Below are 21,645 nucleotides of genomic sequence, written 5' to 3' on the forward strand. Positions count from 1 at the left end.
CGTCACCGCCGCTCAGCGCCCTTTTGTCGCACAACGTGGCCAAACGGTGAGGCCCCGCGCGCTCAACGTGAGACGAGGAAAAACAAGACCAGTGCCACCACCGCGGCGACAACGAAAAGCGCCAGCCACAGATAGCCGAAAACCAGCCCGACCGTGGCCAATTCATCGCCCCGCTCACCGGTTCGTCGAATCTGCCGCAGTGAAAGGTGCCCGAACGGAATCAACAGAATTGCGACCGGCCCGAGGAGCACGCTGATGACGAAGGTGGTGATCGCCAGCGTGTTGATGGGCGGGTATGGATAGGGCGGCCGGCTGTTCGGTGCGGTCATCATTGAGGTCTCCTTAACGTGATGCAGCCCTGCCGAACTGCATTCAGCTACTAGGAGCCTGCGACCCTGCCGAGGGGACACTTTTCCCCGTGGGACTCGGGAAAACATGCCTCGTGTCAACCGAAATTCGCAGTGCCACAGATCATTACCGGGAATCAAGCCATGTCGGTTCCGCTCAGCCCCACCGTGCCGATGCACTTCCCGCAAATACTGTCCCCTTTCACGCGGCTGGTCGCCCTTATCAAGTGAATGTGGACCAACAGGGCCACACCGAAACACAAAAGGACTTCATCGTGACCAGCAACAACACCTTGGGACGACACACGCGGATCGTGGCGGGCGTCATGCTCATGACCGCCGGGGCGAGCGTCGCCGGCCTGCTCGGCGCAGCAGCCCCAGCCAACGCAGCGCCCGACGCCTACGTCGCCCTGTCCGTCGGGTACGCCAACGACAACCCTCCCGTCAAGACGATTGGCGGCATGTCTATCGGACCGGACGCCGACCAGGCCAGCAAGGCATCACTGTCCAATTGCGTCGACAATGGCGGCGGGCAGTGCGTTTTCGAGATCAGCGCCAAGAACGCGTGTGCCGCAGCCGCGGCGAACGACTTCGGCGAGATCGAGGCGGCGTCTGATCCGTCGCTTCAAGTGGCACAGAACAACGCCAGGCAGAAGCTGCAGAACCAGCAGGGCGCACACATTGTCGTGTCCGGCTGCTCGAATGGGCAAGCGGCACCCCCGCCACCGAACCAGCCGCCGCCACCGAAGCAAGGACCGACCGTCAGCTTCAATCCTGTCGTCGGTGGTTTGGAAGCCCACATCACCGACCGCAGCGGGGTCTCCTCGCAATGCACCTACGTGACTGACAACTACAACCGCAGCTTCGCGCTGCCCGCCAACTCCACCTACGACCTGAGGATCGTTCCGGCCATACCCCGATTCAAGAACTGGAACGTGACGATCACCTGTGACAACGGCACCAAAACGCAGGCGACGACGTACTTCTGAGCAACCCGCGAGTCGGCCCGCCACCAAACGAACTGAGGTGGCGGGCCTTCGGGTCGAGCTCTAGGTGACGAGCGAGACGGAGTTGGAGCGGCGCAGCTTGCCCGACGGTGTCTTCGGGATGGTGCCCGGACCCAGCACGACGACGTTGCGTGGCCGCACGTCGACCTCGGCCACCACTTCGTGGGCGACCTGATGCTCGATGCGGCGCACCTCGGCCGGATCCTGCCAGGCGTTGGATTCCACAGCGACGGCGAACGTTTCGCGCGAATGCCCCGCGTCCAGCCGCACCGCGACGGCGCAGCCGGGACGAACGCCCTCGACGCGGCACGCGGCCCGCTCGATGTCGGTCGGGTAGATGTTGCGGCCGGCCATGATGATCACGTCCTTGACGCGACCGCACACGATGATGTGGCCGTTTTCCATCATGTAGCCGAGGTCGCCGGTGTCATACCAGCCGTGTTCGTCTTGGGCCGGGATGAAGCCGCCCATGGTGAGGTACCCCGGCGTCAGCGACTCGCCACGCAGCTCGATGACGCCCACCCCGCGCGGCGGCATGATGTTGCCGTGCTCGTCGATGATGCGGGCCTCGAGATCCTTCAGCAGCGGTCCCAATGACGCCAGCCGTCGGGTGTTGCCCTTGGTGGCGGGCACGGCGCGACGCAGCGCAGCCAGCAGATCGGCGTCGACCTCGTCGACAACCAGGCCCGCACCGCATGGGGAGAACGACACGGCCAGCGTCGTCTCGGCCATGCCGTAGGCCGGCAGGATCGCCTCGGGACTCAGCCCGAAGGGCTTACCTGCGTCCAGCAGATCCTCGACGTCGGCGGGCTCGACGGGCTCGGCGCCGGACAGCGCAAACCGCAGCGTGGACAAGTCGAACTGGCCGGGCTGGGCCTGCTTGCGCAGCCGCTTGGCGAACAGCGCGTAAGCGAAGTTCGGCGCCGCCGTCATGGTGCCCTTGTACTTGTCGATGAGCTTGGCCCACAGCAGCGTGTCCCGCAGGAAGTCCATCGGGGTGACCTTGACCAGCTCCGCGCCGAAGTACATCGGGATGGTCAGGAAGCCGACCATGCCCATGTCGTGGAAGCAGGGCAGCCAGCTGACCATGACGTCCTTGTCGACGTCGTATTCGGCGCCGATGAACATCGCCTCGGCGTTGGAGTAGATGTTGCGGTGCGTGATCTGCACGGCCTTGGGCGACCCAGTCGAGCCGGACGTCAGCTGCATCAGCGCGAGGTCATCCTCGCCGACCTCGACCGGGTCGATCGGATCCGACGCCAGTAGATCGGCGATGGTCAGAACCGAGATGCCCTTCTCCTCGAGCACAGGGATGGCAACCGTGAACGGTTCGGAGACGATGACGGCCTTGGCTTCGATCATGCCGATGACGGTCAGCGTGTCCTCGGCCCACATCGCCAGGTCGGTGCGTGGCGTGGGCTGGTGCAGCATGGTCAGGCTGGCGCCGCGCATCCACAGGCCCTGCGCGGTCGGGGCGATCTCCACCGGGAAGCCAGCAAGCACGCCGACCGCGTCGCCGTGGCCGATGCCCGCGTTGGCCAGACCGCCCGCGATGCAGCGGGCGCGCTCGTGAACCTCACCCCAGGTGTGCCGAACGGGCTCGTACGGTTCACCGGTGACCATGCCCGTCGTGACGGTGCGGGCGTTGCGGTACATCTTCTCGGTGAATCGGCTCACGACGACCTCCTCGGTTTCCGGAGCGCAAACGTCCGGGTGTAATGCTCCCGCTGATAGAAGGCGTTTCCGCGTAGGCGCGCACACATTTGGGGAGCGGTTATGTCTCGAATCGGTGATGCACCGGCTTGTCCTATATATCTGTTGAACCACCCACCGGGGTTACCGGTGGGAGAAAAAGACGCGCCCGATGCCTGACCGCTAGCTTTCACCGCCGCTCATCTTAAGCAACTCTTAAGTAGCCGCCAAACTGTAGCGAGAATTGAGGCCTGGGTCACACTCGCTCGTAATCACGGCGTAATGGCGCCAGGAGCCTGCGCAAATTCTGCATGAACGTCGAAAAAACTCGCTGGGGACAGCCCTCACGCAGAAATCGAGGTCAATCAAACCGACGTCGACGGTGCGGGCACCACCCTGGCGCCGTGCACGGGGCCGCTGGCCACCCTGACGGTGCGACACACGCCCGCACCCGCGAGCTGAGCGCCCACGTCGATCGCCGACGCTGCCGACGAGCACAAGAACGCACACGTCGGCCCGGAGCCCGAAACGATTCCTGCGAGCGCGCCGGCGTCTGCGCCTGCCCGCAGCGTGCGACGCAGCGCAGGGTCAAGGCTCAGTGCCGCCGGCTGCAGGTCGTTGCCGAGCAGTGGCGCCAGCTCTGTGGGGTCGCCCGACGCCAGCGCGGCCAGCACCGGCTCGGGGTCGTCGAGCCGCGGCGGCTGCTCGCGACCGCTCTCCCGCAACCGGTCGATCTCGCTGAACACCGCAGGGGTCGACAACCCGCCCTCGGCGAAGGCCAGCACCCAGTGGAACGTGTTGCGGGCAAGCACGGTGGTGAGCTCCTCGCCGCGGCCCGTGCCCAGCGCTGTGCCTCCGTGCAGCGCGAACGGCACGTCGCTGCCGAGCTGAGCGGCCAGCGCATGCAGGTCACGCCGTGGCACGCCGAGCTCCCACAGCGTGTTGATCGCGACCAGCACCGCCGCGGCGTCGGCGCTGCCGCCCGCCATCCCCCCGGCGACCGGAATGGACTTCTCGATGAAGACCGCGACATCGGGGGCCCGCCCGACGTGCTCTGCCATCAACTCGGCCGCCTGCCAGGCGAGATTTCGCTCGTCGGTGGGCAGCGACTCGACACCTTCGCCCGACATCTCCAGCGACAACACGTCGGCGTTGCGCACGGTGACCTCGTCGAGCAGCGACACGGCATGAAAGACGGTCGTCAGCTCGTGATAGCCATCCTCGCGACGGTCACCCACACCCAGATAGAGATTGACCTTGCCTGGGACCCGCACGGTCACCGACCCGGTGGGGACCCACTCGGAGGCGGTGTTTCCGTCGGAGGCAGACACGGCACGACACTAACGCCGCGACGCTCAAGGCACGTGCCGAAGTATCCAGATACCCGGCCGTTCTGGGGCGCCTCCAGACCGACAGCAAACCCCTAGGCTGTGAGGATGCTTGCGCCCGGCGCCCGGTTCGAGGGGTACGTCGTGGAGGCAGCATTAGGCCACGGCGGATATGCGACGGTGTACCGGGCGCACGACGCCGCGGGCCCAGACCGCGCGGTTGCCCTGAAGATTCTCGACGAGCAGCATCGGCATCTGGCTCAAGTCGCCCGCCTGCGCCGAGAATTCGAGTTCGCCCACCAGATGGACCACCCGCACATCGTCACCGTGTATGAACGCGGGCCCGGTTGGCTGTCCATGGAGCTCGTCTCCGGCGGCACCGTCGCCACGCTTACAGCAACGCCGGATCGGCTTGCGGCACTGGCCCAGATCGCCGATGCGCTGGACTACATACACAACCGGGGAGTCGTGCACTGCGACGTCAAGCCGTCGAATATTCTTGTGCACCAGGACTTTCAGCGCGATGGCGCGGTTCTCATCGATTTCGGGGTGGCCCTTTCGATCACCGACGACATCGGCTATCGCGCCACCCACATCGAGGCATCGCTGCCCTATTCGGCGCCGGAACTGCTCACCGGGCATGCGCCCAGCGAAGCCACCGACGAGTACGCACTGGCATGCACGACGGTTGAACTGCTCACGGGTTCACCACCGTTCACAGCCAACACCCAGATGGGACTGATCAACGCTCACCTGCACAGCCAACCGCCGCGCCTATCCCGCGAGATCGACTGGCTGCCACGCGTTTTCGATTCGATACTGGCCAAGGCCATGGCGAAGGATCCACACGATCGCTACCAATCCTGTCGCGAGTTTACTTCGTTGATCGCACGGGCGCTGCGGTAACCTCGGCCAAACCCGTTCGTAACGCACCTTTTACGGCTCCCGAGTTTCCGCCTGGACTGGGCAGCACTAGCGTCGGGCCAATGTCATCCACCACCGATTACGACACCTCAGCTCTGGCCCACGAGGACGAGGGTTACCACAAGGGCCTCAAACCGCGACAGCTGCAGATGATCGCCATCGGCGGCGCGATCGGCACCGGGCTCTTCATGGGCGCAGGCGGCCGTCTGCACACCGCGGGCCCAGGCCTGTTCATCGTCTACGCCGTGTGCGGGCTGTTCGTCTTCTTCATCCTGCGGGCGCTGGGTGAGCTTGTGCTGCACCGCCCTTCGTCGGGATCATTTGTGTCGTATGCGCGCGAATTCCTTGGCGAGAAGGCCGCTTACGTCGCGGGCTGGATGTACTTCTTCAACTGGGCGTGCACGTCGATCGTCGACGTCACTGCGATCGCGCTGTACATGCACTACTGGGGGGCATTCAAAGCCGTCCCGCAATGGACCATCGCGCTCATGGCGCTGGTCATCGTGCTGACGGTCAACATGATCTCCGTGAAACTCTTTGGAGAGATGGAGTTTTGGGCCGCATTGATCAAGGTCATCGCACTGGTGACGTTCCTCGTCGTCGGGATCATCTTCCTCGCAGGCCGGTTCACCATCGCTGGGCAGACCACGGGGCCCTCGGTCATCGCCGACCACGGCGGCATCCTGCCCACCGGGATACTGCAGCTGGTGATCATCACCTCCGGGGTGATCTTCGCTTATGCCGCAGTCGAATTGGTGGGCACCGCGGCGGGCGAGACGGAGAATCCCGCCCAGGTGATGCCGAGGGCGATCAACTCGGTGGTGTTCCGCATCGCGGTGTTCTACGTCGGGTCGCTGATTCTGCTGGCGCTGCTGCTGCCGTACAGCACGTACAAACAGGGCACCAGCCCGTTCGTCACGTTCTTCTCCTCCATCGGCGTTCCCGCTGCGGGAGACATCATGAACTTCGTGGTGCTCACCGCCGCACTGTCGAGCCTCAACGCCGGGCTCTACTCGACCGGCCGGATCCTGCGATCGATGGCGATGAACGGCAGCGCACCGCAGTTCACCGCCAAGATGACGAGCAGGGGTGTGCCGTTCGCCGGCATCGCGCTGACGGCCTGCTTCACCGTGGTGGGCGTCTTCCTGAACCTGGTGGTGCCGTCGGAGGCGTTCAACATCGCGCTCGACCTGTCGGCGCTGGGCATCATCGCCTCGTGGGGCACCATCGTCATCTGCCAGCTCCAGCTGTACCGCTGGTCGAAGCGCGGAATCCTGCAGCGGCCGTCGTTCCAACTGTTCGGCACGCCGTACACCAGCTACGCCACGCTCGTGTTCCTGGCCGCCGTGACCGGGCTGATGTGCTACGAGAACTACTGGAACCTGGTGGCGCTGGTCGTCATCGTGCCAGCGCTGATCGGCGGGTGGTACGCCGTGCGCGGCCGGGTGATGGAAATGGCACGCGAACGCGTCGGATTCACCGGCAACTACCCGGTGGTCGCGGAGACGCCACTGATGGACGAGCTGCTCGACAGGGACAACCGCGAAGGCTGAACGCTAGAGCGTTGTCCCGACGCCGGACTCCTCTGACCGCTCCCGCCGCTGCGACAGCGCTTGGCGGCCCCTTGGCTCTTCCCACTCGCCAGACCGCTGCAGCAGCCGGACGAAGTCCGCGATCGACAGCGTCTCGCCACGGCGGGACGGGTCGATGCTGGCCGCCAGCAATCGGCGTGCCGACTCGTTGCCCGAACCGGCCCACTCGGCGAACGCGTTGCGCGACGTCTTACGCCGCTGCGCGAAGGCCACGTCGATCAGCTCGAACACCTGAGCACGGAACTCGGGATCGGTTGGCCATTGCGAGGTTTCGTAGCGGTCGATGCGGACCAGCCCCGAGTACACCCGCGGGATCGGCCAGAACACCGTCGGCGAAACCATGCCGTAGCGCCGCACGTTGCCGAAGAACCGCACCTTGACGCTGGGCACCCCGTAGTCCTTGCCGCCAGGTTCGGCGGCCAGGCGCTCGGCGACCTCGGCCTGCACCATCACCATCACCGTCCGGATGGTCGGGAACTCGGCGAGCAGATGCAGCAGCGCCGGGACCGCGACGTTGTACGGCAGGTTGGCGACCAGCGCCGTCGGCTCCTCGGCCAGGTCGGGCGGGTGCACCGTCAAGATGTCCCGGTTGAGCACCGTGAGCCGGTTGATCTCGCTGTGCGAATGATCAGCGATGGTCTTGGGCAGCTGGCGCGCCAGGATCGGATCGATCTCAACGGCGGTGACCCTGGCACCCCGATCGAGCAGGGCCAACGTCAACGAACCGAGACCGGGACCGACCTCGAGGACATGGTCATGACGATTGACCCCGGAAGCCGAGACGATACGGCGCACGGTGTTGGCGTCATGTACGAAGTTTTGGCCGAACGACTTGCGTGGCCGGAAATCAATCTCTTTAGCGAGATGTCGTATCTCGGTTCGCCCGAGTAGTCGGATTGTCAGGACGCCCCCACTCTCCCACTGCACACGGGCCACGCGCCCCATCCTTGCCGCGCCCGAGTGACCTCAGCAATCGCGATCTGTTCTTCTCTTGTCGCCAGATCTGCCCTCGGAGCATACCTCAGACCGCCTTGTCGTTCCCAGGTGTTTTGATCAAATTGCACGCCACCGTAAAATCCATTGCCGGTATTGATAGCCCAATTACCTCCGGCTTCGCACCGAGAAAGGGCGTCCCAGACAGCTCCGTTCGTCACCGGAGGCACCTCAGTACCGGGCTTGGCGCCTACTCTCAGCACGCCGTCCCTTGCGGGCACAACTACGACATTGGCTACTGGCAACCTGCCGGTTTCTACCCCGTTCACCTTCGCGATGGCGAACGTTACGTCCTGCGTGCCCGGCTCTCCCGGATCGTCGACGACCTGACGACTCATGTTCATCGTCACGTCCTCGATCCGCTTGTTGTTCGGCGGCAGCGGGACACGTTCGGTCGTCTTTTCGATCCGGATGCGGGTCACCTGAATCTGCATCCCGTCGAACACCGGCGACGAAGCCGGGGGCTCGACCGTGTCGCGCTGCTGAAGGGGCACACCGGCGGCCTCCAGCAGACCGGCGACATTTGGCGCGGCGAGATGGACAGTGCGCACGGCGCCGCCATCGTTGAGCTGGACAGTCTTGGCGCTGACCACCGGCAGGGACATGCCGGCGAGCGGCACGCGGCTGCCGCGCGATGCGGCGGCAGGGGCTTTGTCGGTCATCTGAAGCTGCGCGAGTGCCTCGTCAACGGTGGACGCGGTCGTCCAGACCTGGCGGCTGTTCTCGCCGTCGAGGGAGACCTGCAGCGGCCGGCTGCGGCGCAGCACGATCGTGTCGGATGGATGGATGGCCTCGTTGGCGGCCGGGAAGAGGTCGTCGCGTTCGCCGACGTCGAATCCGTTCTCCTTCACGACGTCGATGACGCGTGACTTCATCGTCGACACCGTCGTGGACGAGCCGTCCACGTTAAGCGTCACTGTCTTATGCGCAGCAACGGCGTATCCACCGGCGAAAGTGAGCGCAAGCAACATCGCACCGACCAGAAGACGCAGGATGGGCGAGCGCTCTTCGTGGAGCTTCTGCAAAGTATTCAAAACGTGGTCTATCCCCGACTATCGGACGGTTGACGGCTGGGCCAGCTCCCCCCGTTCGATCACAGCACGGTAACGAAAAGGTCTAGAACCGGCAACTTGGCAGCCCGTAGGCTCGAACCGCCGTCGTAGTACTTTCCCGCGCAAGTTCTTCTGCGGGCCGCTCGACGACATCGGCGAGCGCTCGAACCGTGTAAGGCAGGCAGTACGGCTCGTTCGGGGCCCCACGATACGGGTGCGGGGTCAAAAAGGGCGCATCGGTCTCCACGAGCAGCTGGTCGGGCGGTATCAGCCGGGCCGCTTCGCGCAGCGCCTTGGCGTTCTTGAAGCTGACGGTGCCCGCCAGGCTCAGCAGCCATCCGTTGGCTACACAGGTGCGGGCCATCTGCGCGTCCGACGAGAAGCAGTGGAAGATCACGGTGTCGGGTGCACCCTCGGCGTTGAGCACGTCGAGAACCTCGGCGTCGGCGTCGCGGTTGTGGATCATCAGCGGCTTGCCGATGCGCTTGGCGAGGTCGATGTGCCAGGCGAAGGCGTCCTTCTGGGCGGCGGGGTCGGCGCAGCCGTCCAACTTTCCCGGCCAGTACATGTCCATGCCGGTCTCGCCGACGGCGACGACGCGCGGGTGTCCGGCCAGCTGTTCGATAACAGTCTTGGCTTCCTCGGTGAGCGCGCCTGCGCGCGTCGGATGCAACGCGACGGCGGCGTACACGCGGGGGTCCCAGTCGGCGGCCTCGGTCACCCAACGGGCGGACTCGAGGTCGTCGGCGATGGTGACGACGGCCTGTACGCCGACCGCCGCGGCGCGATCGACGATCGCGGTGACGCTTTGGGCGTCGGTGGCCCCGCAGGCGTCGAGATGGGTGTGCGCATCGACCAACGGGCTAAGCGGCTCCGGGGCGGGCGGCGCCGGGCGCTGTGAACTCACCCGGACACAATAAGCTGAGCGCAAATGAGCGAGCCGTACTACATAACGACAGCCATCGCCTATCCCAACGGCGACCCCCACGTCGGGCATGCCTACGAATACATCGCGACCGACGCGATCGCGCGATTCAAGCGCCTCGACGGATACGACGTGCGCTTCCTGACGGGAACCGACGTGCACGGACAGAAGATGGCTGAGACCGCGGCGGCCCAGGGCATTCCGGCGGCCGAACTGGCGCACCGCAATTCCGACGTGTTCCAGCGGATGCAGGAACGGCTGAACATTTCGTTCGACCGGTTCATCCGCACCTCGGATGCCGATCACTACGAGGCGTCCAAGGAGATCTGGCGGCGGATGAACGATGCCGGCGACATCTACCTGGACGCATACAAGGGCTGGTACTCCGTTCGCGACGAGCGCTTCTTCACCGAAGCCGAAACGGCCGTGGGCTCCGACGGTGTCCGGATCGCCACGGAGACCGGGGCGCCGGTGACGTGGACCGAGGAGCAGACGTACTTCTTCAAGTTGTCGGCTTACGCGGACAAGCTGCTGGCGCTCTACGAGGAGCATCCGGAGTTCATCGAGCCCGAGGTGCGTCGGAATGAGGTGGTCAGCTTCGTGTCCGGCGGGCTGCGCGACTTGTCGATCTCGCGGACGACGTTCGACTGGGGCGTGCCGGTCCCCGACCACCCAGATCACGTGATGTATGTGTGGGTCGACGCGCTGACGAATTACCTGACGGGCGTGGGGTTTCCGGACACATCCTCGGACTTGTTCAAGCGGTTCTGGCCGGCAGATCTGCACATGATCGGCAAGGACATCATCAGGTTTCACACGGTCTACTGGCCGGCGTTCTTGATGTCGGCGGGAATCGAGTTGCCGCGCAAGGTGTTTGTGCACGGCTTTCTGCTCAACCGTGGCGAGAAGATGAGCAAGTCGGTGGGCAACGTCGTCGACCCGCTGAACCTCGTCGACACGTTCGGCGTGGATCAGGTGCGCTACTTCTTCCTGCGGGAGGTGCCGTTCGGACAGGACGGCAGCTACAGCGAAGAAGCGATCATCGGGCGCATCAACGCCGACCTGGCCAACGAGTTGGGCAATCTCGCGCAACGCTCGCTGTCCATGGTGGCGAAGAACCTCGATGGCGTCGTCCCTGAGCCTGGCGAATTCACCGCCGACGACAAGGCGCTGCTGGATGCGGCCGACGCGTTGATGGATCGGGTTCGCGGCCATTACGACTCCACTGCAATGCATCTCGCGCTCGAGGCAATCTGGTCAGTGCTCGGCGCGGCCAACAAGTACTTCTCCGCACAGGAGCCGTGGGTGCTGCGTAAATCCGATCTGCCCGAAGATGCGGTGCGGTTCCGCACCGTGCTCTATACGACGTTGGAGACAGTGCGGATCGCGGCGTTGCTGAGTCAGCCGGTGATGCCGGAATCGACGGCGAAGCTGCTCGACCTGCTGGGGCAGCCGGACGAGGCCCGCACGTTCGCGGCCGTCGGCACCCGGTTAGCGCCTGGCACCGCGCTGCCTGCGCCCGTCGGGGTCTTCCCGCGCTACATCCCCGCCGAGCAGACGTAAACCGCGTAGCGCAATCTCAGCGGTACCGCGCGGACATGTTGGGGTAACGCCTGCCCACTTGTCTTGAGGGCATGAGCAACATGTTCCATCTGGGATGGTTCCTGAACTTCGTCGCCGACGAATGGAACGGGAATTGGGGCGACGGCGGTCGCGACTTCACCGGTGACTTCTACGTCGAAATGGCCAAGGATCTGGAGCGCGCCAAGTTCGACTATGTGCTGATCGAAGACAAGCTCATGGTGTCGACCGCCTACGGCGGCACGATGGAGCACGATCTCAAGCACGGGGTGAACCCCAAACACGACCCGGTTCCGCTCGCGGTGTTGATGGCCAACGCCACCAGCCGCCTCGGGGTGATCCCGACGATGTCCACCACCTTCTACCCGCCGTTCCTGCTAGCCCGCCTGTGCAGCACCATCGACCACATCGCGCGCGGACGCTTCGGGTGGAACGTCGTGACCTCCGGCGAGGACCGAGCCGCACAAAACTTCGGCCTCGACAAGCTCTACGAGCACGACGAGCGCTACGCCAGGGCCAGCGAGTACCTCGAAGTGGTCAGCAAGCTGTGGGAGTCGTGGGAGCCGGACGCGATCGAACGCGACTACACCACAGGCACATACGCCAACCACAAGAAGGTCCACACGATCGACTTCGAAGGCAAGTACTACAAGGTGCGCGGGCCGCTGAACACCGCGCCGTCACCGCAGTACCGCCCGACCATCGCCCAGGCCGGCGCGTCGCCGCCAGGGCGTGAGCTGGCCGCGCAGCACGCCGACACGATCGTCGCGCCGGCCAACGGCATCGAGGCGATGCGGTCCTACCGCGAGGACATCCATGCCCGCATGGAGGCCAACGGGCGTGACCCGTCGCACTGCAAGCTGTTGTATCTCGTGTCTCCCATCGTCGCCGACACGCACGAAGAGGCGATGGCCAAGCGGGAGCGGTGGTTCACCAGCGACCTGTACATCGAGTACATGCTGGCCGAGATCTCTTCGATCACCGAGATCGACTTCTCCCAGTTCGACCTCGACGAGCCGGTGCCGCCGGTGTCGACCAACGGCGAACGCGGTGCGCTGGAAAGCTTCCTGGCCCGCGGCAAAGGCAAGACGCTGCGCCAGATCGTCACCGGCAGCGGGCTCACGAGCAATCTAGAGCTCTGTGGCACGCCGGAGGAGGTGGCCGACGAGATGGGCGAGATCATGAAACAGGTTGGCGGCGACGGCTTTTTGATCACCAGCCCGGTGATGCGGCTGAACCGCCGCTACGTCACCGAGATCACCGACGGTCTGATCCCCGAATTACAGAAGCGCGGCCTCGTACGCTCCGAGTACACCGGCACGATGCTTCGCGACCACTTGCGTGAGTTCTGATGGCCGACAAGCGGTTCCACCTCGGCTGGTTCATGAACTTCACGACGAACGAGTGGAACACGCCGTTCGGCAACGACGGCATGCCCTGGAACGGGAAGTTCTACATCGAGATGGCGAAAGCCATGGAGAAAGCCTGCTTCGACTACATCATGATCGAGGACACGTTGATGGTGTCGGAGGCCTATGGCGGCAACTCCGAGGTGTACCTGAAGCACGCGACCATGGCGCCCAAGCACGATCCCGCACCGCTGGCGGCGATCATGGCCGCGGCGACGTCGAGAATGGGTGTGGTCGCAACGATGTCGACGACGTTCTATCCGCCGTTCCTGCTTGCGCGCCTGTGCTCCACGCTCGACGGCATCGCCGAGGGCCGCTTCGGCTGGAACATCGTCACCTCCGGAGAGGACGGGTCGGCGCAGAACTTCGGCATGGACAAGCTGACCGAGCATGACCTGCGCTACGACATCGCCGACGAATACGTCGACCTCGTCTGTCAGCTGTGGGATTCGTGGGAGCCCGACGCGGTGATACGCGACCGGGAAACCGACACTTACGCCGATTTCAAGAAGGTGCACGCAATTCACTTCGCGGGCAAGTACTTCAAGTCACGCGGCCCGCTGAACACGGTGCGCTCACCGCAGGGCCGGCCGACGTTCGTCCAGGCCGGCGGTTCCCCGAAAGGTCGGCAATTCGCGTCGAAGTACGCCGACTCGATCATCGCAGTGGCCAACGGCGTGGAAGGTATGAAGTCCTACCGCGACGACGTCCGGGCGCGGGCCGCGGCACAGGGTCGCAACCCCGACGACATCAAGGTGCTGTTCGTCGTGAGTCCAATCCTTGGCACGACCGAGGAAGAGGCGCAGGCGCGCAAGAAGGCCGGCGAAGAGGATCCGAATTTCATCGAGCAGTCCCTGGCCAGCATCTCGTCGGTCACCGACATCGACTTCTCGCAGTTCGATCTCGACGCCCCTCTACCGGAACTGGAGACAAACGGCGAACGCGGTTCCCTTGACAAGTTCGCTCAATGGGGCAGCGGGAAGACGTTGCGCCAGTTGGTTCTTGATGCCGGCGGAACGTCCAACTCCGTCGACTTGGTCGGCACACCCGATCAGGTCGCCGACAAGATGGGCGAGACGGCGGAGGCGGTCGGCGGCGACGGCTTCCTGATCAGCACGCAGCGGGTGAGCACGCAGTACATCACCGAGATCTGCGAAGGACTCATCCCGGCGCTTCAGCGTCGGGGGCTGACCCGCACCGAGTACACGCACGCACACCTGCGAGACACGCTGCGCGAGTTCTGAAATGCCGGTGATCGGTATCCGGCGGCGGTCAGACCGCACCGGTGACCCTGTTGGCGCGGCAGTGGCTGCGTTGCGCGCAGGCCGGATGGTGATCGTGGTCGACGCCGAAAACCCGCACGACGACGGCGATCTCATGCTCGCCGCGACCCACGCCACACCGGAGCGGGTGGCGTTCATGGTGCGCCACACCAGCGGCATCCTCTGCGTGCCCATGACCGCCACCGACCTCGACCGGTTGCAACTGCCGCCGATGGTCGCGGTCAACGAGGATCCCCGCGGCACCGGCTACACAGTGTCGCTCAATGCGCGCACCGGAATCACCACCGGCATCTCCGCGGCTGACCGGGCCCGCACGATCTCGCTGCTCGCCCACCCCGACACCCGGCCGGGTGATCTGAGCCGGCCCGGACATGTCTTCCCGCTACGCGCCGTCGACGGCGGTGTGTTGCGTCGCGCCGGGCACACGGAGGCGGCCGTCGACCTCGCGCGGATGGCGGGACTGCCGCCGGTCGCCGCGATGGGCGAAGTCGTCGACGACGACGGCGCCGTCGCCCGCGGCGCGCGGTTGCGCGCCTTCGCCACCAAGCACGGACTGGTGATCGTGACGATGTCGGAGCTGATCTCCTACCGGCATCGCACGGAACGCCTGGTCGAGTTCAAGGCCCGCAGCAGGCTGCCAACCGAACACGGCGAGTTCCAGGCATACGGCTTCCACTCCGTGCTCGACGGGCGCGAACACATCGCCCTGGCAATGGGAGACCTTGCCGGGCATGATCTTTCGCCGACGCTCGTGAGGGTGCATTCGGAATGCCTGACCGGCAACGTCTTCGGGTCCGAGGGCTGCGACTGCGGCGCCGAACTGGATCACGCCTTGGGCGCGATCGCCGCTGAGGGCCGCGGCGTGGTGATCTACATCCGCGGACACGAAGGCCGCCACGCGTATCACCTCGACGATGACGGCGCAGACGCCCGTGACTACGGCCTCGGCGCCCAGATGCTGGCCGACCTCGGTGTGCGGCGCATGCGACTGCTGACGAATCATCCGGTCAAGCGGATCGGGCTTGCGGCTTATGGTCTCGAGGTCGCCGAGATCGTCCCGTTGCCGATCCGAACCAGCCTGGCCTCGATGCCCAGTTGATGCGTACCCGGTCGCGATGGTTCCTGCCATTGATGGCGGCGAGCGGCGTGACGATGAGCCTCACCGCCCCGTTGGAAGTGCTCTTCGTTCGCGAATTCTGGCACAGCAGCACCTATATCGGCATCTTCATGCTCAGCGCCGGACTGGGGGTGATCGTCATCGACGTGTTCGGCACCGGATTCGTGCCGAGTCTCGACGCACGCGCCGCGCTCGTCGCTGGACTGTGCTTGTTCGGCCTTGCATGCATCGGCATGGGCCTGGCCTCCGGCGGCGTGCTGCTGATGGCGTCACGAATACTGCAGGGCTTCGGTGGCGGGATGGTGTTCGGAGCAGGGCTTCAGGCCGCGGTACGCGTCGACCTGCGCTCCGACAACCTGGTCCGGTCCCTTGGGCGGTTCAACGCCGCCTTCCTGTTCGGCGGCGCCGTCGGCTCACCGGGCGGCCTACTTGTCGCGGGCATCATTGCCGGACGGGCCGGCTATCAGGTGGCGTTCGTGGTTACTGGGACGCTGGCAGTGCTCGTCGCCCTCATATTGGCCGCAGCACTGCCCAGCCTGTCCGCACCTGCGGGCATGCCGCCGCCACGGATTGGGCTGCCCCGATTCAACAAGACCTCAGGCAGCGGGACCGCATTGGTACTGGCGATGAGCGGCGACTTTCTGCGTGGCGGCGTGTTGTTCACCGCCCTTCCCCTCGCCGGTGCGGCCAGGGAGTACTCGACGATCACGATCACGCTCGCCATCGCCCTGATGTCCGGCGTGGAAATCGCCGTTCTCTTGGTGGCTCACCGGATCATTCGCCGCATCGGGGTGGTCAGCCTGCTCATCGCGTCGTTCGCATTGGGTGTGCTCTGCGCGGCATTGATCGCTCTAATCCCGACCGCCCCAACATATCTGGTGGCGTCCGCATTGTTCGGGGTCAGCTTGGCCGGTGCGACCGCCAGCCTGCCCGTGATGGTGGTGGCCCAGGTCGGCGAATCCTCGGCCGGCCTGGCGAAGTTCCGGATTTCGGCGGGGATCGGGCTGCTGGCGGGGACCGTCGGTTGCGCGGTGCTCGAAGCCCAGGTCGGCATCGCCGCGCTGTTCGCCGTCATCGCGATCATCCTGCTGGTCAGCGCGCAGCTCGCGCACGTCGTAGGGCGGCGCAGGGCTGTGACGTAACTCGGGCGAATCAGCTACGCCCGTATCCGTTAACAATCGACTGGTCCAATGACGACGTGTCAACACGTGAACCAGCACTGTATGGACCATGCCGCGCGCGGCTGCACCCGGCCGGACAGGTTCGCCCCGAGGTGCTCTACCAACGCCAGCGGCAAAGCCCGGATCGGCTGAACAACTCGCCGCGACGCACCTACGATCTGCTCCGGTCGACGCTTGTGAGCACTGGCAGAAGCATGCAGCTCGTGGAAAGAGAACTGACAGAAGCGCTGTCGGCGAGCCGCAACACGGTGCGCGCGGTACTGCAACAGCTGGCCAGGGAAGGCCTCGTCACCCGCGAGCCCAAGAACGGCACCCGCGCCACGGGCTCGCTGCTGCTCCGCATCGACGAGCTCAGCACGGTCGCTCAATTCGCGACCGAACCGTCGCACACCGTCGAGGCGCGGACCCTCGAACGCCGACCGCTCGGCTGCCCACCGATGGTGCGCGACCGGTTACGCCTGCCGGTCGGCTGGACCGTTCTGATGATCGAGAGCCTGGTGCTGGAAAACGGACTGCCACTCGGCCTTTCGGTCAGCTACATCGCCCTCGGCGAGGACGAGTCGCCGGACTTCGACATCGACGAGCCCGACGTCATCCTGATCCTCGAGCAACAGCTCGGGATTCGCATCGGCGGCAGCCAGACCACCATCGGTGCGGTTGCCGCCGACGAGCAGACCGCGGAGCTCGTCGGCGTCGACGTCGGCGCTCCCCTTGTCTGGCTCGAGGACGTCATCGAGGACGAGAACGGACAGCCGCGCGCGCTCGCCCAGCTCCGGCTGCGCGGCGACCGAGTCGCCTTCTCCGCCAACGCTTATCGTTCGGCCTGAGGCCACTACGGTCACGGTGAGCGCCACCAGTCCGACAATGGCCGACACCAGCATCGCCTGCTGGGCGCCGAGCAGGCTCGACGTCACACCGAGCACCGCCATGCCGGTCGGCAGCGCCACGCCGATCGTGGTGGCGAGCAGTCCTAGCGCCGCCGCCCGCTCGTGCGGGGCGACGGCGGCGACCGGCAGCGTCGCCTGCGTGGAGCCGAAGAGGGCCTGCCCGATGCCCGCCACCGCCAGAATCAGCAGGGCAACCGTCACCACCGGGGTGTAGGCGAGTATCGCGAGGCAGCACAGACACAGAGCTACCCCAAACGTGTAGGCGCCCAGAGGGCGCCGGACCGGGCGCGCGATCAGCGCGGCGGTGATCACCAGCTGCACCACCCCGGCGGTCGCCCCGATCACGCCCGCCATCACGGCGCTGGCATTGAGGTAGCGGGCGATGACGGGCACAAGCGGCAGGAACGCGAAATAGCAGAGATTGCAGATGACGGTCACCAGCAGGATCACGACGAGTGCCGGCGAGCGCCGCAGCAGTCGCCAGTCGGCCATATCCCCGCCGCTCGTCGCCCCGCTGGGCGGTTCCGCCGGCAGCCCACGCGTGGTGATCCACAGCAGTGGAGCCGAAAGGGCCAGCAGCACAGCCGGAACGGCGAACGCGACGCCGAGGCCGAACACCTCGATGGTGACTCCGCCGATCAGCGGACCCAACATCATTGCGCTGGCCATCCCGGTCAGCTCGATGTTGAGGACCCGGGTGGAGCGCGACGGGCCGCCGATCCGGAACAACAACTCGCGCTGCGCGGTCATGTTGACCATCCCGCCGAACCCGTACGCGAGTTCGAATGGGTACACCATCCACGTCTCGACGATTCCGGTGCCGACGAGGACCGTCATGAGAACCGAAATCGGCAGCAGCACAAGCTCGGTGACGAGGACCAGTTTGCGCGGCACGAAGTCTGGTCGCGACGAGATCCAGCTGCCCAGCAGCATGGGGAGGAACATGGCGACGCCGACGAACTGGTTGGCGATCGGCGGCCCGCCGAGATGGGTGACGAGATACGTGCCGAGGAACAGGCCGTCCCATCGCGTCAGGTGCCAAAGCCACGAGCTGACAAGCAGCCACGGCAAGCAGCGGAGCTTCAGAGCGCGACTCTGGGATCGGCGATCGACTGCATGACGTCGACGGCGATGTTGGTCAGCACATAGAGCAGGCCGACGACCAGCGTCACCCCGGCGATCGCGTTGAAATCGGCTTTGTCGATCGCCCGGGAGATGTACAGCCCGATTCCTGGGCGGGCGAAGATCAGCTCGACGAGAATACAGTTGCCGACCATCACCGCCAGCTGCAGCCCGATCAACGCGAACACCGGGCCAACGGAGTTGCGCAGGGAGTGCGTGATCAGAATCTGCTTTTCGCCCAAGCCTTTTGCCCGTGACGTCCGGGTATGGTCGGCGCGCTGCGTTGCTTCCAGACTGCTGCGCAACACCCGCCCCACTGCTGCTGCCGGTGTCAATGCGAGGCAGAAGGCCGGCAACACAAGGTGGTAGAGGTCGTCGAGGACGACTTCGGGACGCCCGGACAACAAACCGTCGATGAGCAGGAAATGCGTTGGCCCGGTGGGCGCGTCGACATACGACGTCTGGCCCGTGACCGGCAGGATGGCGAGCCAACGGTAGAACACCAGCATCCCGAGAAGGCAGGCCAGAAACACCGGCACCGACGCTCCTGACACCATCAGCACCCGCAGCACTCCAGACCCGCGCCAGCCTTGCGCCGTCGCAAGGCCCATGAAGACGCCGATGATGACGGTGAAAATCAGGGCCATGAAGAGCAATTCCAATGTGACAGGCAGGAACTGCGACAGGTCGGACACGACTGGTGTGCGGGTGACGCTGGATTGACCGAGGTCCCCCTTCACCGCATGCGTCAGGTAATGCCAGAACTGCAGCGGCAGCGGCTGATCGAGTCCGAGCTGGCGCCGCGCGGCCTCGTACACCTCGGGCGAGGCCTTCGCGCCGACGAGGGCCGCGACGGGATCAACGGGCGCCACCTTCTGCAGGGTGAATACGGCGAGGACGAGAACGAGCAGGACAGGAATCGCGCCGAGCAGTCGCCGGGGCAGGACGGCGAGCATCAGCGGTCACGTATCCGGTCGCGGATCGCGTCACCGGCGAAGTTCGCGACGACCGCGATCAGTGCCACTGCGACGGCGGGCATGATCGGAATCCACCAGGCACTGAAGATGTAGGTGACGCCTTGGGCGCTCATGGAACCGAGTTCGGGCGCCGGTTGCGGTGCGCCGAGGCCGAGGAACGACAACCCGGCAACCATCAGGACGAGCGCGGCGATGTCCAGGCTCGCGGTCACGATCGTGACGGGCACCGCGCCAGGCAACAGATGGCGATACATCAACCGCCACCGGCCCGCGCCGCCGACGCGGGCGGCCTCCATATGCGGTGAGGCTTTCAGCCGTCGGACTTCGGACCGCACGATCCGCGTGTACAGCGGCCACCACACGATCGCCACGCCGATGAGGGTGTGGATGTACGAGCGCCCAAGCGCCGCAACCACTGCCAGCGCCAGGATCGGGCCGGGCAGCGACAGGAAGGCGTCGGTCACACGCATCAGGACGGCGTCCAACCAGCCGCCGCATGCCCCGGCGATCAGTCCGACGAGGCCGCCGAACACCACCCCGAACGCGCACACCGCAAGGGCACCGAACCAGCTGCTCTGCATGCCTGCCAGCACCCGGCTGAGGATGTCGCGCCCAACGGTGTCGGTGCCGAGCAGATTGGCGGCGTTCGGCGCCGTCATCGGTTGCCCCACTGCGGCCAGCGGATCGTACGGTGCGATCTGCCTGGCGAAGATCGCGATGATCATCACCGCGGCCAGTGCACCGAACGAGGCGTAGCTCCCCGCGGTGGTGCCCTGGAAATACTGCCGGATCCCCAGTCCGATGCGGCTCTGGTATCGGACCAGTGGCGTCGGTACGTAATACTCCGCGACCGCCATTGACGTCTCCTTCTGTGTTTCTTGCGATTTCGTTGCTAGAACTCGCGCAGCGTTTGACGCAGCGTCGACTTGGTGTACTCGGTGCGCGTCAACCCGAGCCGTTGCAATTCGGGCACCAGCCCGTCGGTGATCGACGAGATGTAGTTGCGGTTGAGATCCCAGCCCGGCTTCATGATCAGAAAGCCGTCCCCGCCGATCTCCTCCATGGTTTCGCCCATCTTGCGGGCCACCTGCTCCGGCGTTCCGATGAACTCGACGCCGGTGGTAGCCCAGTCAATAGCCAGCTGCCGCAACGTCTTCGGTCCCGGGCTGCCGTCGCCCCGCATGAAGTGCTCGAGCGACCCGCGCTCGCCGTTCGTGGTCAAGCCCTCGGGAAGCGGTTTGTCCCAGTCGAACTCCTTGAAGTCGATCTCGGTGTTGGACGAGATCCCTGCCAGCGACTTCTCGATATAGCTGTCCAGTGAGACGAGCCGGTCAACCTCGGCTCGCGCCTCGGCTTCGCTGGATGCGACCGTGGGCGACACACAGAACATCAGCTTGATGTCGTCGGGATTTCTGCCCGCCTCCTTGGCGCGGGCGCGGATGTCGTCACGGTAGGACTTCATGCCTTCGATGCCGGTGCCGACGGCGACGATCGCGTCCGCGGCCCGAGCCGCGAACGCCCGACCCCGCGGGGACGCTCCGGCCTGCAGAATCGTCGGCTTGTGCTGTGGCGATGGCACGGTGTTGAGAGGCCCGCGCGATTTGAAGTACTTGCCGACGAAGTCGATGGTCCGAACCTTCTTGAAATCGGCATAGGTGTGCGTTTCGCGGTCCATCACAACCGCGTCGGCGTCCCACGAGTCCCACAGTTCGCAGACCAGGTCGTAGTACTCGTCGGCGACGTTGTAGCGCTCGTCGTGCTCGGGTAGTGCATCCAGGCCGAAGTTCTGCGCGGCGCGATCCTCGGCCGACGACACGATGTTCCAGCCGAACCGGCCCTCGGCGATCGAATCCACCGTCGAAGCCAGCCGGGCCAGCAGGTACGGCGGGTAGAACGACGTCGACATCGTCGCCACCACACCCAATTTCGAGGTGTTCGCCGCGATCAACACCGCCAGGGGGACGGGATCATGCTTCGGCGCGAACACGGAGTTCTTCAGCGAACCCTCCATGGTGCCGCCGTAGCTGTCGGCCACCATCACCGTGTCCTCGATCATGATGTAGTCGAAGCAGGCCCGCTCCAGGCTTTTCGCCATGTCGACGTAGAACCGCCCGTTGGGCCACCTGGCCACATCCGGTGAGGCCCATGGCGTATCCCACTCCGGCGGAATGAAATTCATGAACCAGCCAAGGTGGAACTTGTTCGTCATCGTCATCTCCTCATCAGAT

At 65.2% G+C, this 21,645-nt stretch carries 18 protein-coding genes and 1 pseudogene; 9 read left to right on the forward strand and 10 right to left on the reverse strand.

Translation table 11 applies throughout. The features are described from left to right. Positions 1–62: 62 nt before the first annotated feature. On the reverse strand, positions 63–332 hold the full coding sequence (locus tag ACWW36_RS02675; protein WP_456140070.1) for a DUF4190 domain-containing protein: 270 nt from the start codon (positions 330–332) through the stop codon (positions 63–65). Positions 333–622: 290 nt separating this feature from the next. Here ACWW36_RS02675 and ACWW36_RS02680 point away from each other — a divergent pair, with 290 nt between their 5' ends. Further along, entirely contained in the window at positions 623–1,336 is a 714-nt protein-coding gene (locus tag ACWW36_RS02680; protein WP_456140071.1) for a DUF4189 domain-containing protein, read from the forward strand. A gap of 60 nt (positions 1,337–1,396) precedes the next feature. On the opposite strand, the gene ACWW36_RS02685 is transcribed toward ACWW36_RS02680, so the two are convergent. Together ACWW36_RS02685 and ACWW36_RS02690 are read right to left on the reverse strand one after the other, a co-directional pair. Continuing rightward, complete coding sequence (locus tag ACWW36_RS02685) at positions 1,397–3,031, reverse strand: fatty acyl-AMP ligase (protein ID WP_456140072.1); 1,635 nt, start codon at positions 3,029–3,031, stop codon at positions 1,397–1,399. A gap of 380 nt (positions 3,032–3,411) precedes the next feature. Further along, positions 3,412–4,377: a 4-(cytidine 5'-diphospho)-2-C-methyl-D-erythritol kinase gene (locus tag ACWW36_RS02690; protein ID WP_456140073.1), complete on the reverse strand. Its 966-nt coding sequence runs from the start codon at positions 4,375–4,377 to the stop codon at positions 3,412–3,414. A 105-nt stretch (positions 4,378–4,482) separates the two neighbouring features. Between ACWW36_RS02690 and ACWW36_RS02695 the strand changes: the two genes are divergently transcribed. Beyond that, positions 4,483–5,280, forward strand: coding sequence for a serine/threonine-protein kinase (locus ACWW36_RS02695; protein WP_456140074.1), 798 nt, complete (start codon positions 4,483–4,485; stop codon positions 5,278–5,280). 80 nt (positions 5,281–5,360) lie between these two features. Further along, complete coding sequence (locus tag ACWW36_RS02700) at positions 5,361–6,851, forward strand: amino acid permease (protein WP_456140075.1); 1,491 nt, start codon at positions 5,361–5,363, stop codon at positions 6,849–6,851. 3 nt (positions 6,852–6,854) lie between these two features. On the opposite strand, the gene rsmA is transcribed toward ACWW36_RS02700, so the two are convergent. The 3 genes from rsmA to ACWW36_RS02715 form a co-directional block, all read right to left on the reverse strand. Next, positions 6,855–7,835, reverse strand: a complete 981-nt coding sequence (rsmA, locus tag ACWW36_RS02705) for a 16S rRNA (adenine(1518)-N(6)/adenine(1519)-N(6))-dimethyltransferase RsmA (protein WP_456140076.1) — start codon at positions 7,833–7,835, stop codon at positions 6,855–6,857. Next, positions 7,790–8,917: a transglycosylase family protein gene (locus ACWW36_RS02710; protein WP_456140077.1), complete on the reverse strand. Its 1,128-nt coding sequence runs from the start codon at positions 8,915–8,917 to the stop codon at positions 7,790–7,792. Before ACWW36_RS02710 ends, rsmA begins: the two co-directional genes overlap by 46 nt. An 82-nt stretch (positions 8,918–8,999) precedes the next feature. Next, positions 9,000–9,842, reverse strand: a complete 843-nt coding sequence (locus ACWW36_RS02715; protein ID WP_456140078.1) for a TatD family hydrolase — start codon at positions 9,840–9,842, stop codon at positions 9,000–9,002. A gap of 24 nt (positions 9,843–9,866) precedes the next feature. On the opposite strand from ACWW36_RS02715, the gene metG reads away from it, so the two are divergent. The 6 genes from metG to ACWW36_RS02745 all read left to right on the forward strand — a co-directional run bounded on the left by metG (position 9,867) and on the right by ACWW36_RS02745 (position 17,258). Next, positions 9,867–11,423, forward strand: a complete 1,557-nt coding sequence (gene metG / locus ACWW36_RS02720) for a methionine--tRNA ligase (protein WP_456140079.1) — start codon at positions 9,867–9,869, stop codon at positions 11,421–11,423. A 71-nt stretch (positions 11,424–11,494) separates the two neighbouring features. Beyond that, the gene (locus ACWW36_RS02725) at positions 11,495–12,793 is read left to right on the forward strand and encodes an NtaA/DmoA family FMN-dependent monooxygenase (RefSeq protein ID WP_456140080.1); all 1,299 of its coding nucleotides are present in this window, start codon (positions 11,495–11,497) and stop codon (positions 12,791–12,793) included. Beyond that, the gene (locus ACWW36_RS02730) at positions 12,793–14,094 is read left to right on the forward strand and encodes an NtaA/DmoA family FMN-dependent monooxygenase (RefSeq protein ID WP_456140081.1); all 1,302 of its coding nucleotides are present in this window, start codon (positions 12,793–12,795) and stop codon (positions 14,092–14,094) included. The genes ACWW36_RS02725 and ACWW36_RS02730 overlap by 1 nt, the downstream gene beginning before the upstream one ends. A 1-nt stretch (position 14,095) precedes the next feature. Next, a complete protein-coding gene (gene ribB, locus ACWW36_RS02735; RefSeq protein ID WP_456140082.1) occupies positions 14,096–15,232 on the forward strand; it encodes a 3,4-dihydroxy-2-butanone-4-phosphate synthase in 1,137 nt (378 codons plus the stop codon). 32 nt (positions 15,233–15,264) lie between these two features. Continuing rightward, positions 15,265–16,392 (forward strand): MFS transporter, encoded by a 1,128-nt coding sequence (locus ACWW36_RS02740; protein ID WP_456142342.1) that lies wholly within the window; start codon positions 15,265–15,267, stop codon positions 16,390–16,392. A gap of 233 nt (positions 16,393–16,625) precedes the next feature. Beyond that, positions 16,626–17,258 carry a GntR family transcriptional regulator gene (locus ACWW36_RS02745; RefSeq protein WP_456142343.1) on the forward strand — a complete coding sequence of 211 codons (633 nt, stop codon included), beginning with the start codon at positions 16,626–16,628 and terminating at the stop codon, positions 17,256–17,258. An 18-nt stretch (positions 17,259–17,276) separates the two neighbouring features. Here the strand turns inward: ACWW36_RS02745 and ACWW36_RS02750 are convergent. The 4 genes and pseudogenes from ACWW36_RS02750 to ACWW36_RS02765 all read right to left on the reverse strand — a co-directional run. Beyond that, positions 17,277–18,389 (reverse strand): annotated as a pseudogene (locus tag ACWW36_RS02750) (MFS transporter); the annotation flags it as partial. 11 nt (positions 18,390–18,400) lie between these two features. Next, entirely contained in the window at positions 18,401–19,396 is a 996-nt protein-coding gene (locus tag ACWW36_RS02755; protein ID WP_456140083.1) for an ABC transporter permease, read from the reverse strand. Further along, positions 19,396–20,274, reverse strand: a complete 879-nt coding sequence (locus tag ACWW36_RS02760; RefSeq protein ID WP_456140084.1) for an ABC transporter permease — start codon at positions 20,272–20,274, stop codon at positions 19,396–19,398. The genes ACWW36_RS02755 and ACWW36_RS02760 overlap by 1 nt, the downstream gene beginning before the upstream one ends. Positions 20,275–20,309: 35 nt before the next feature. After that, positions 20,310–21,626 (reverse strand): NtaA/DmoA family FMN-dependent monooxygenase, encoded by a 1,317-nt coding sequence (locus ACWW36_RS02765; RefSeq protein ID WP_456140085.1) that lies wholly within the window; start codon positions 21,624–21,626, stop codon positions 20,310–20,312. Between the last annotated feature and the right edge of the window lie 19 nt (positions 21,627–21,645).

The sequence above is a fragment of the Mycobacterium sp. MMS18-G62 genome, assembly GCF_053877835.1.

Excerpts from the sequence above, each read along its gene's own strand:
- ACWW36_RS02675 (WP_456140070.1), bottom strand. The coding sequence starts at position 332 with ATGATGACCGCACCGAACAGCCGGCCGCCCTATCCATACCCGCCCATC.
- ACWW36_RS02695 (WP_456140074.1), top strand. The coding sequence starts at position 4,483 with ATGCTTGCGCCCGGCGCCCGGTTCGAGGGGTACGTCGTGGAGGCAGCA.
- ACWW36_RS02700 (WP_456140075.1), top strand. The coding sequence starts at position 5,361 with ATGTCATCCACCACCGATTACGACACCTCAGCTCTGGCCCACGAGGAC.
- rsmA (WP_456140076.1), bottom strand. The coding sequence starts at position 7,835 with ATGGGGCGCGTGGCCCGTGTGCAGTGGGAGAGTGGGGGCGTCCTGACA.
- metG (WP_456140079.1), top strand. The coding sequence starts at position 9,867 with ATGAGCGAGCCGTACTACATAACGACAGCCATCGCCTATCCCAACGGC.
- ACWW36_RS02725 (WP_456140080.1), top strand. The coding sequence starts at position 11,495 with ATGAGCAACATGTTCCATCTGGGATGGTTCCTGAACTTCGTCGCCGAC.
- ACWW36_RS02730 (WP_456140081.1), top strand. The coding sequence starts at position 12,793 with ATGGCCGACAAGCGGTTCCACCTCGGCTGGTTCATGAACTTCACGACG.
- ribB (WP_456140082.1), top strand. The coding sequence starts at position 14,096 with ATGCCGGTGATCGGTATCCGGCGGCGGTCAGACCGCACCGGTGACCCT.
- ACWW36_RS02740 (WP_456142342.1), top strand. The coding sequence starts at position 15,265 with ATGGCGGCGAGCGGCGTGACGATGAGCCTCACCGCCCCGTTGGAAGTG.
- ACWW36_RS02745 (WP_456142343.1), top strand. The coding sequence starts at position 16,626 with ATGCAGCTCGTGGAAAGAGAACTGACAGAAGCGCTGTCGGCGAGCCGC.
- ACWW36_RS02755 (WP_456140083.1), bottom strand. The coding sequence starts at position 19,396 with ATGCTCGCCGTCCTGCCCCGGCGACTGCTCGGCGCGATTCCTGTCCTG.
- ACWW36_RS02760 (WP_456140084.1), bottom strand. The coding sequence starts at position 20,274 with ATGGCGGTCGCGGAGTATTACGTACCGACGCCACTGGTCCGATACCAG.
- ACWW36_RS02765 (WP_456140085.1), bottom strand. The coding sequence starts at position 21,626 with ATGACGAACAAGTTCCACCTTGGCTGGTTCATGAATTTCATTCCGCCG.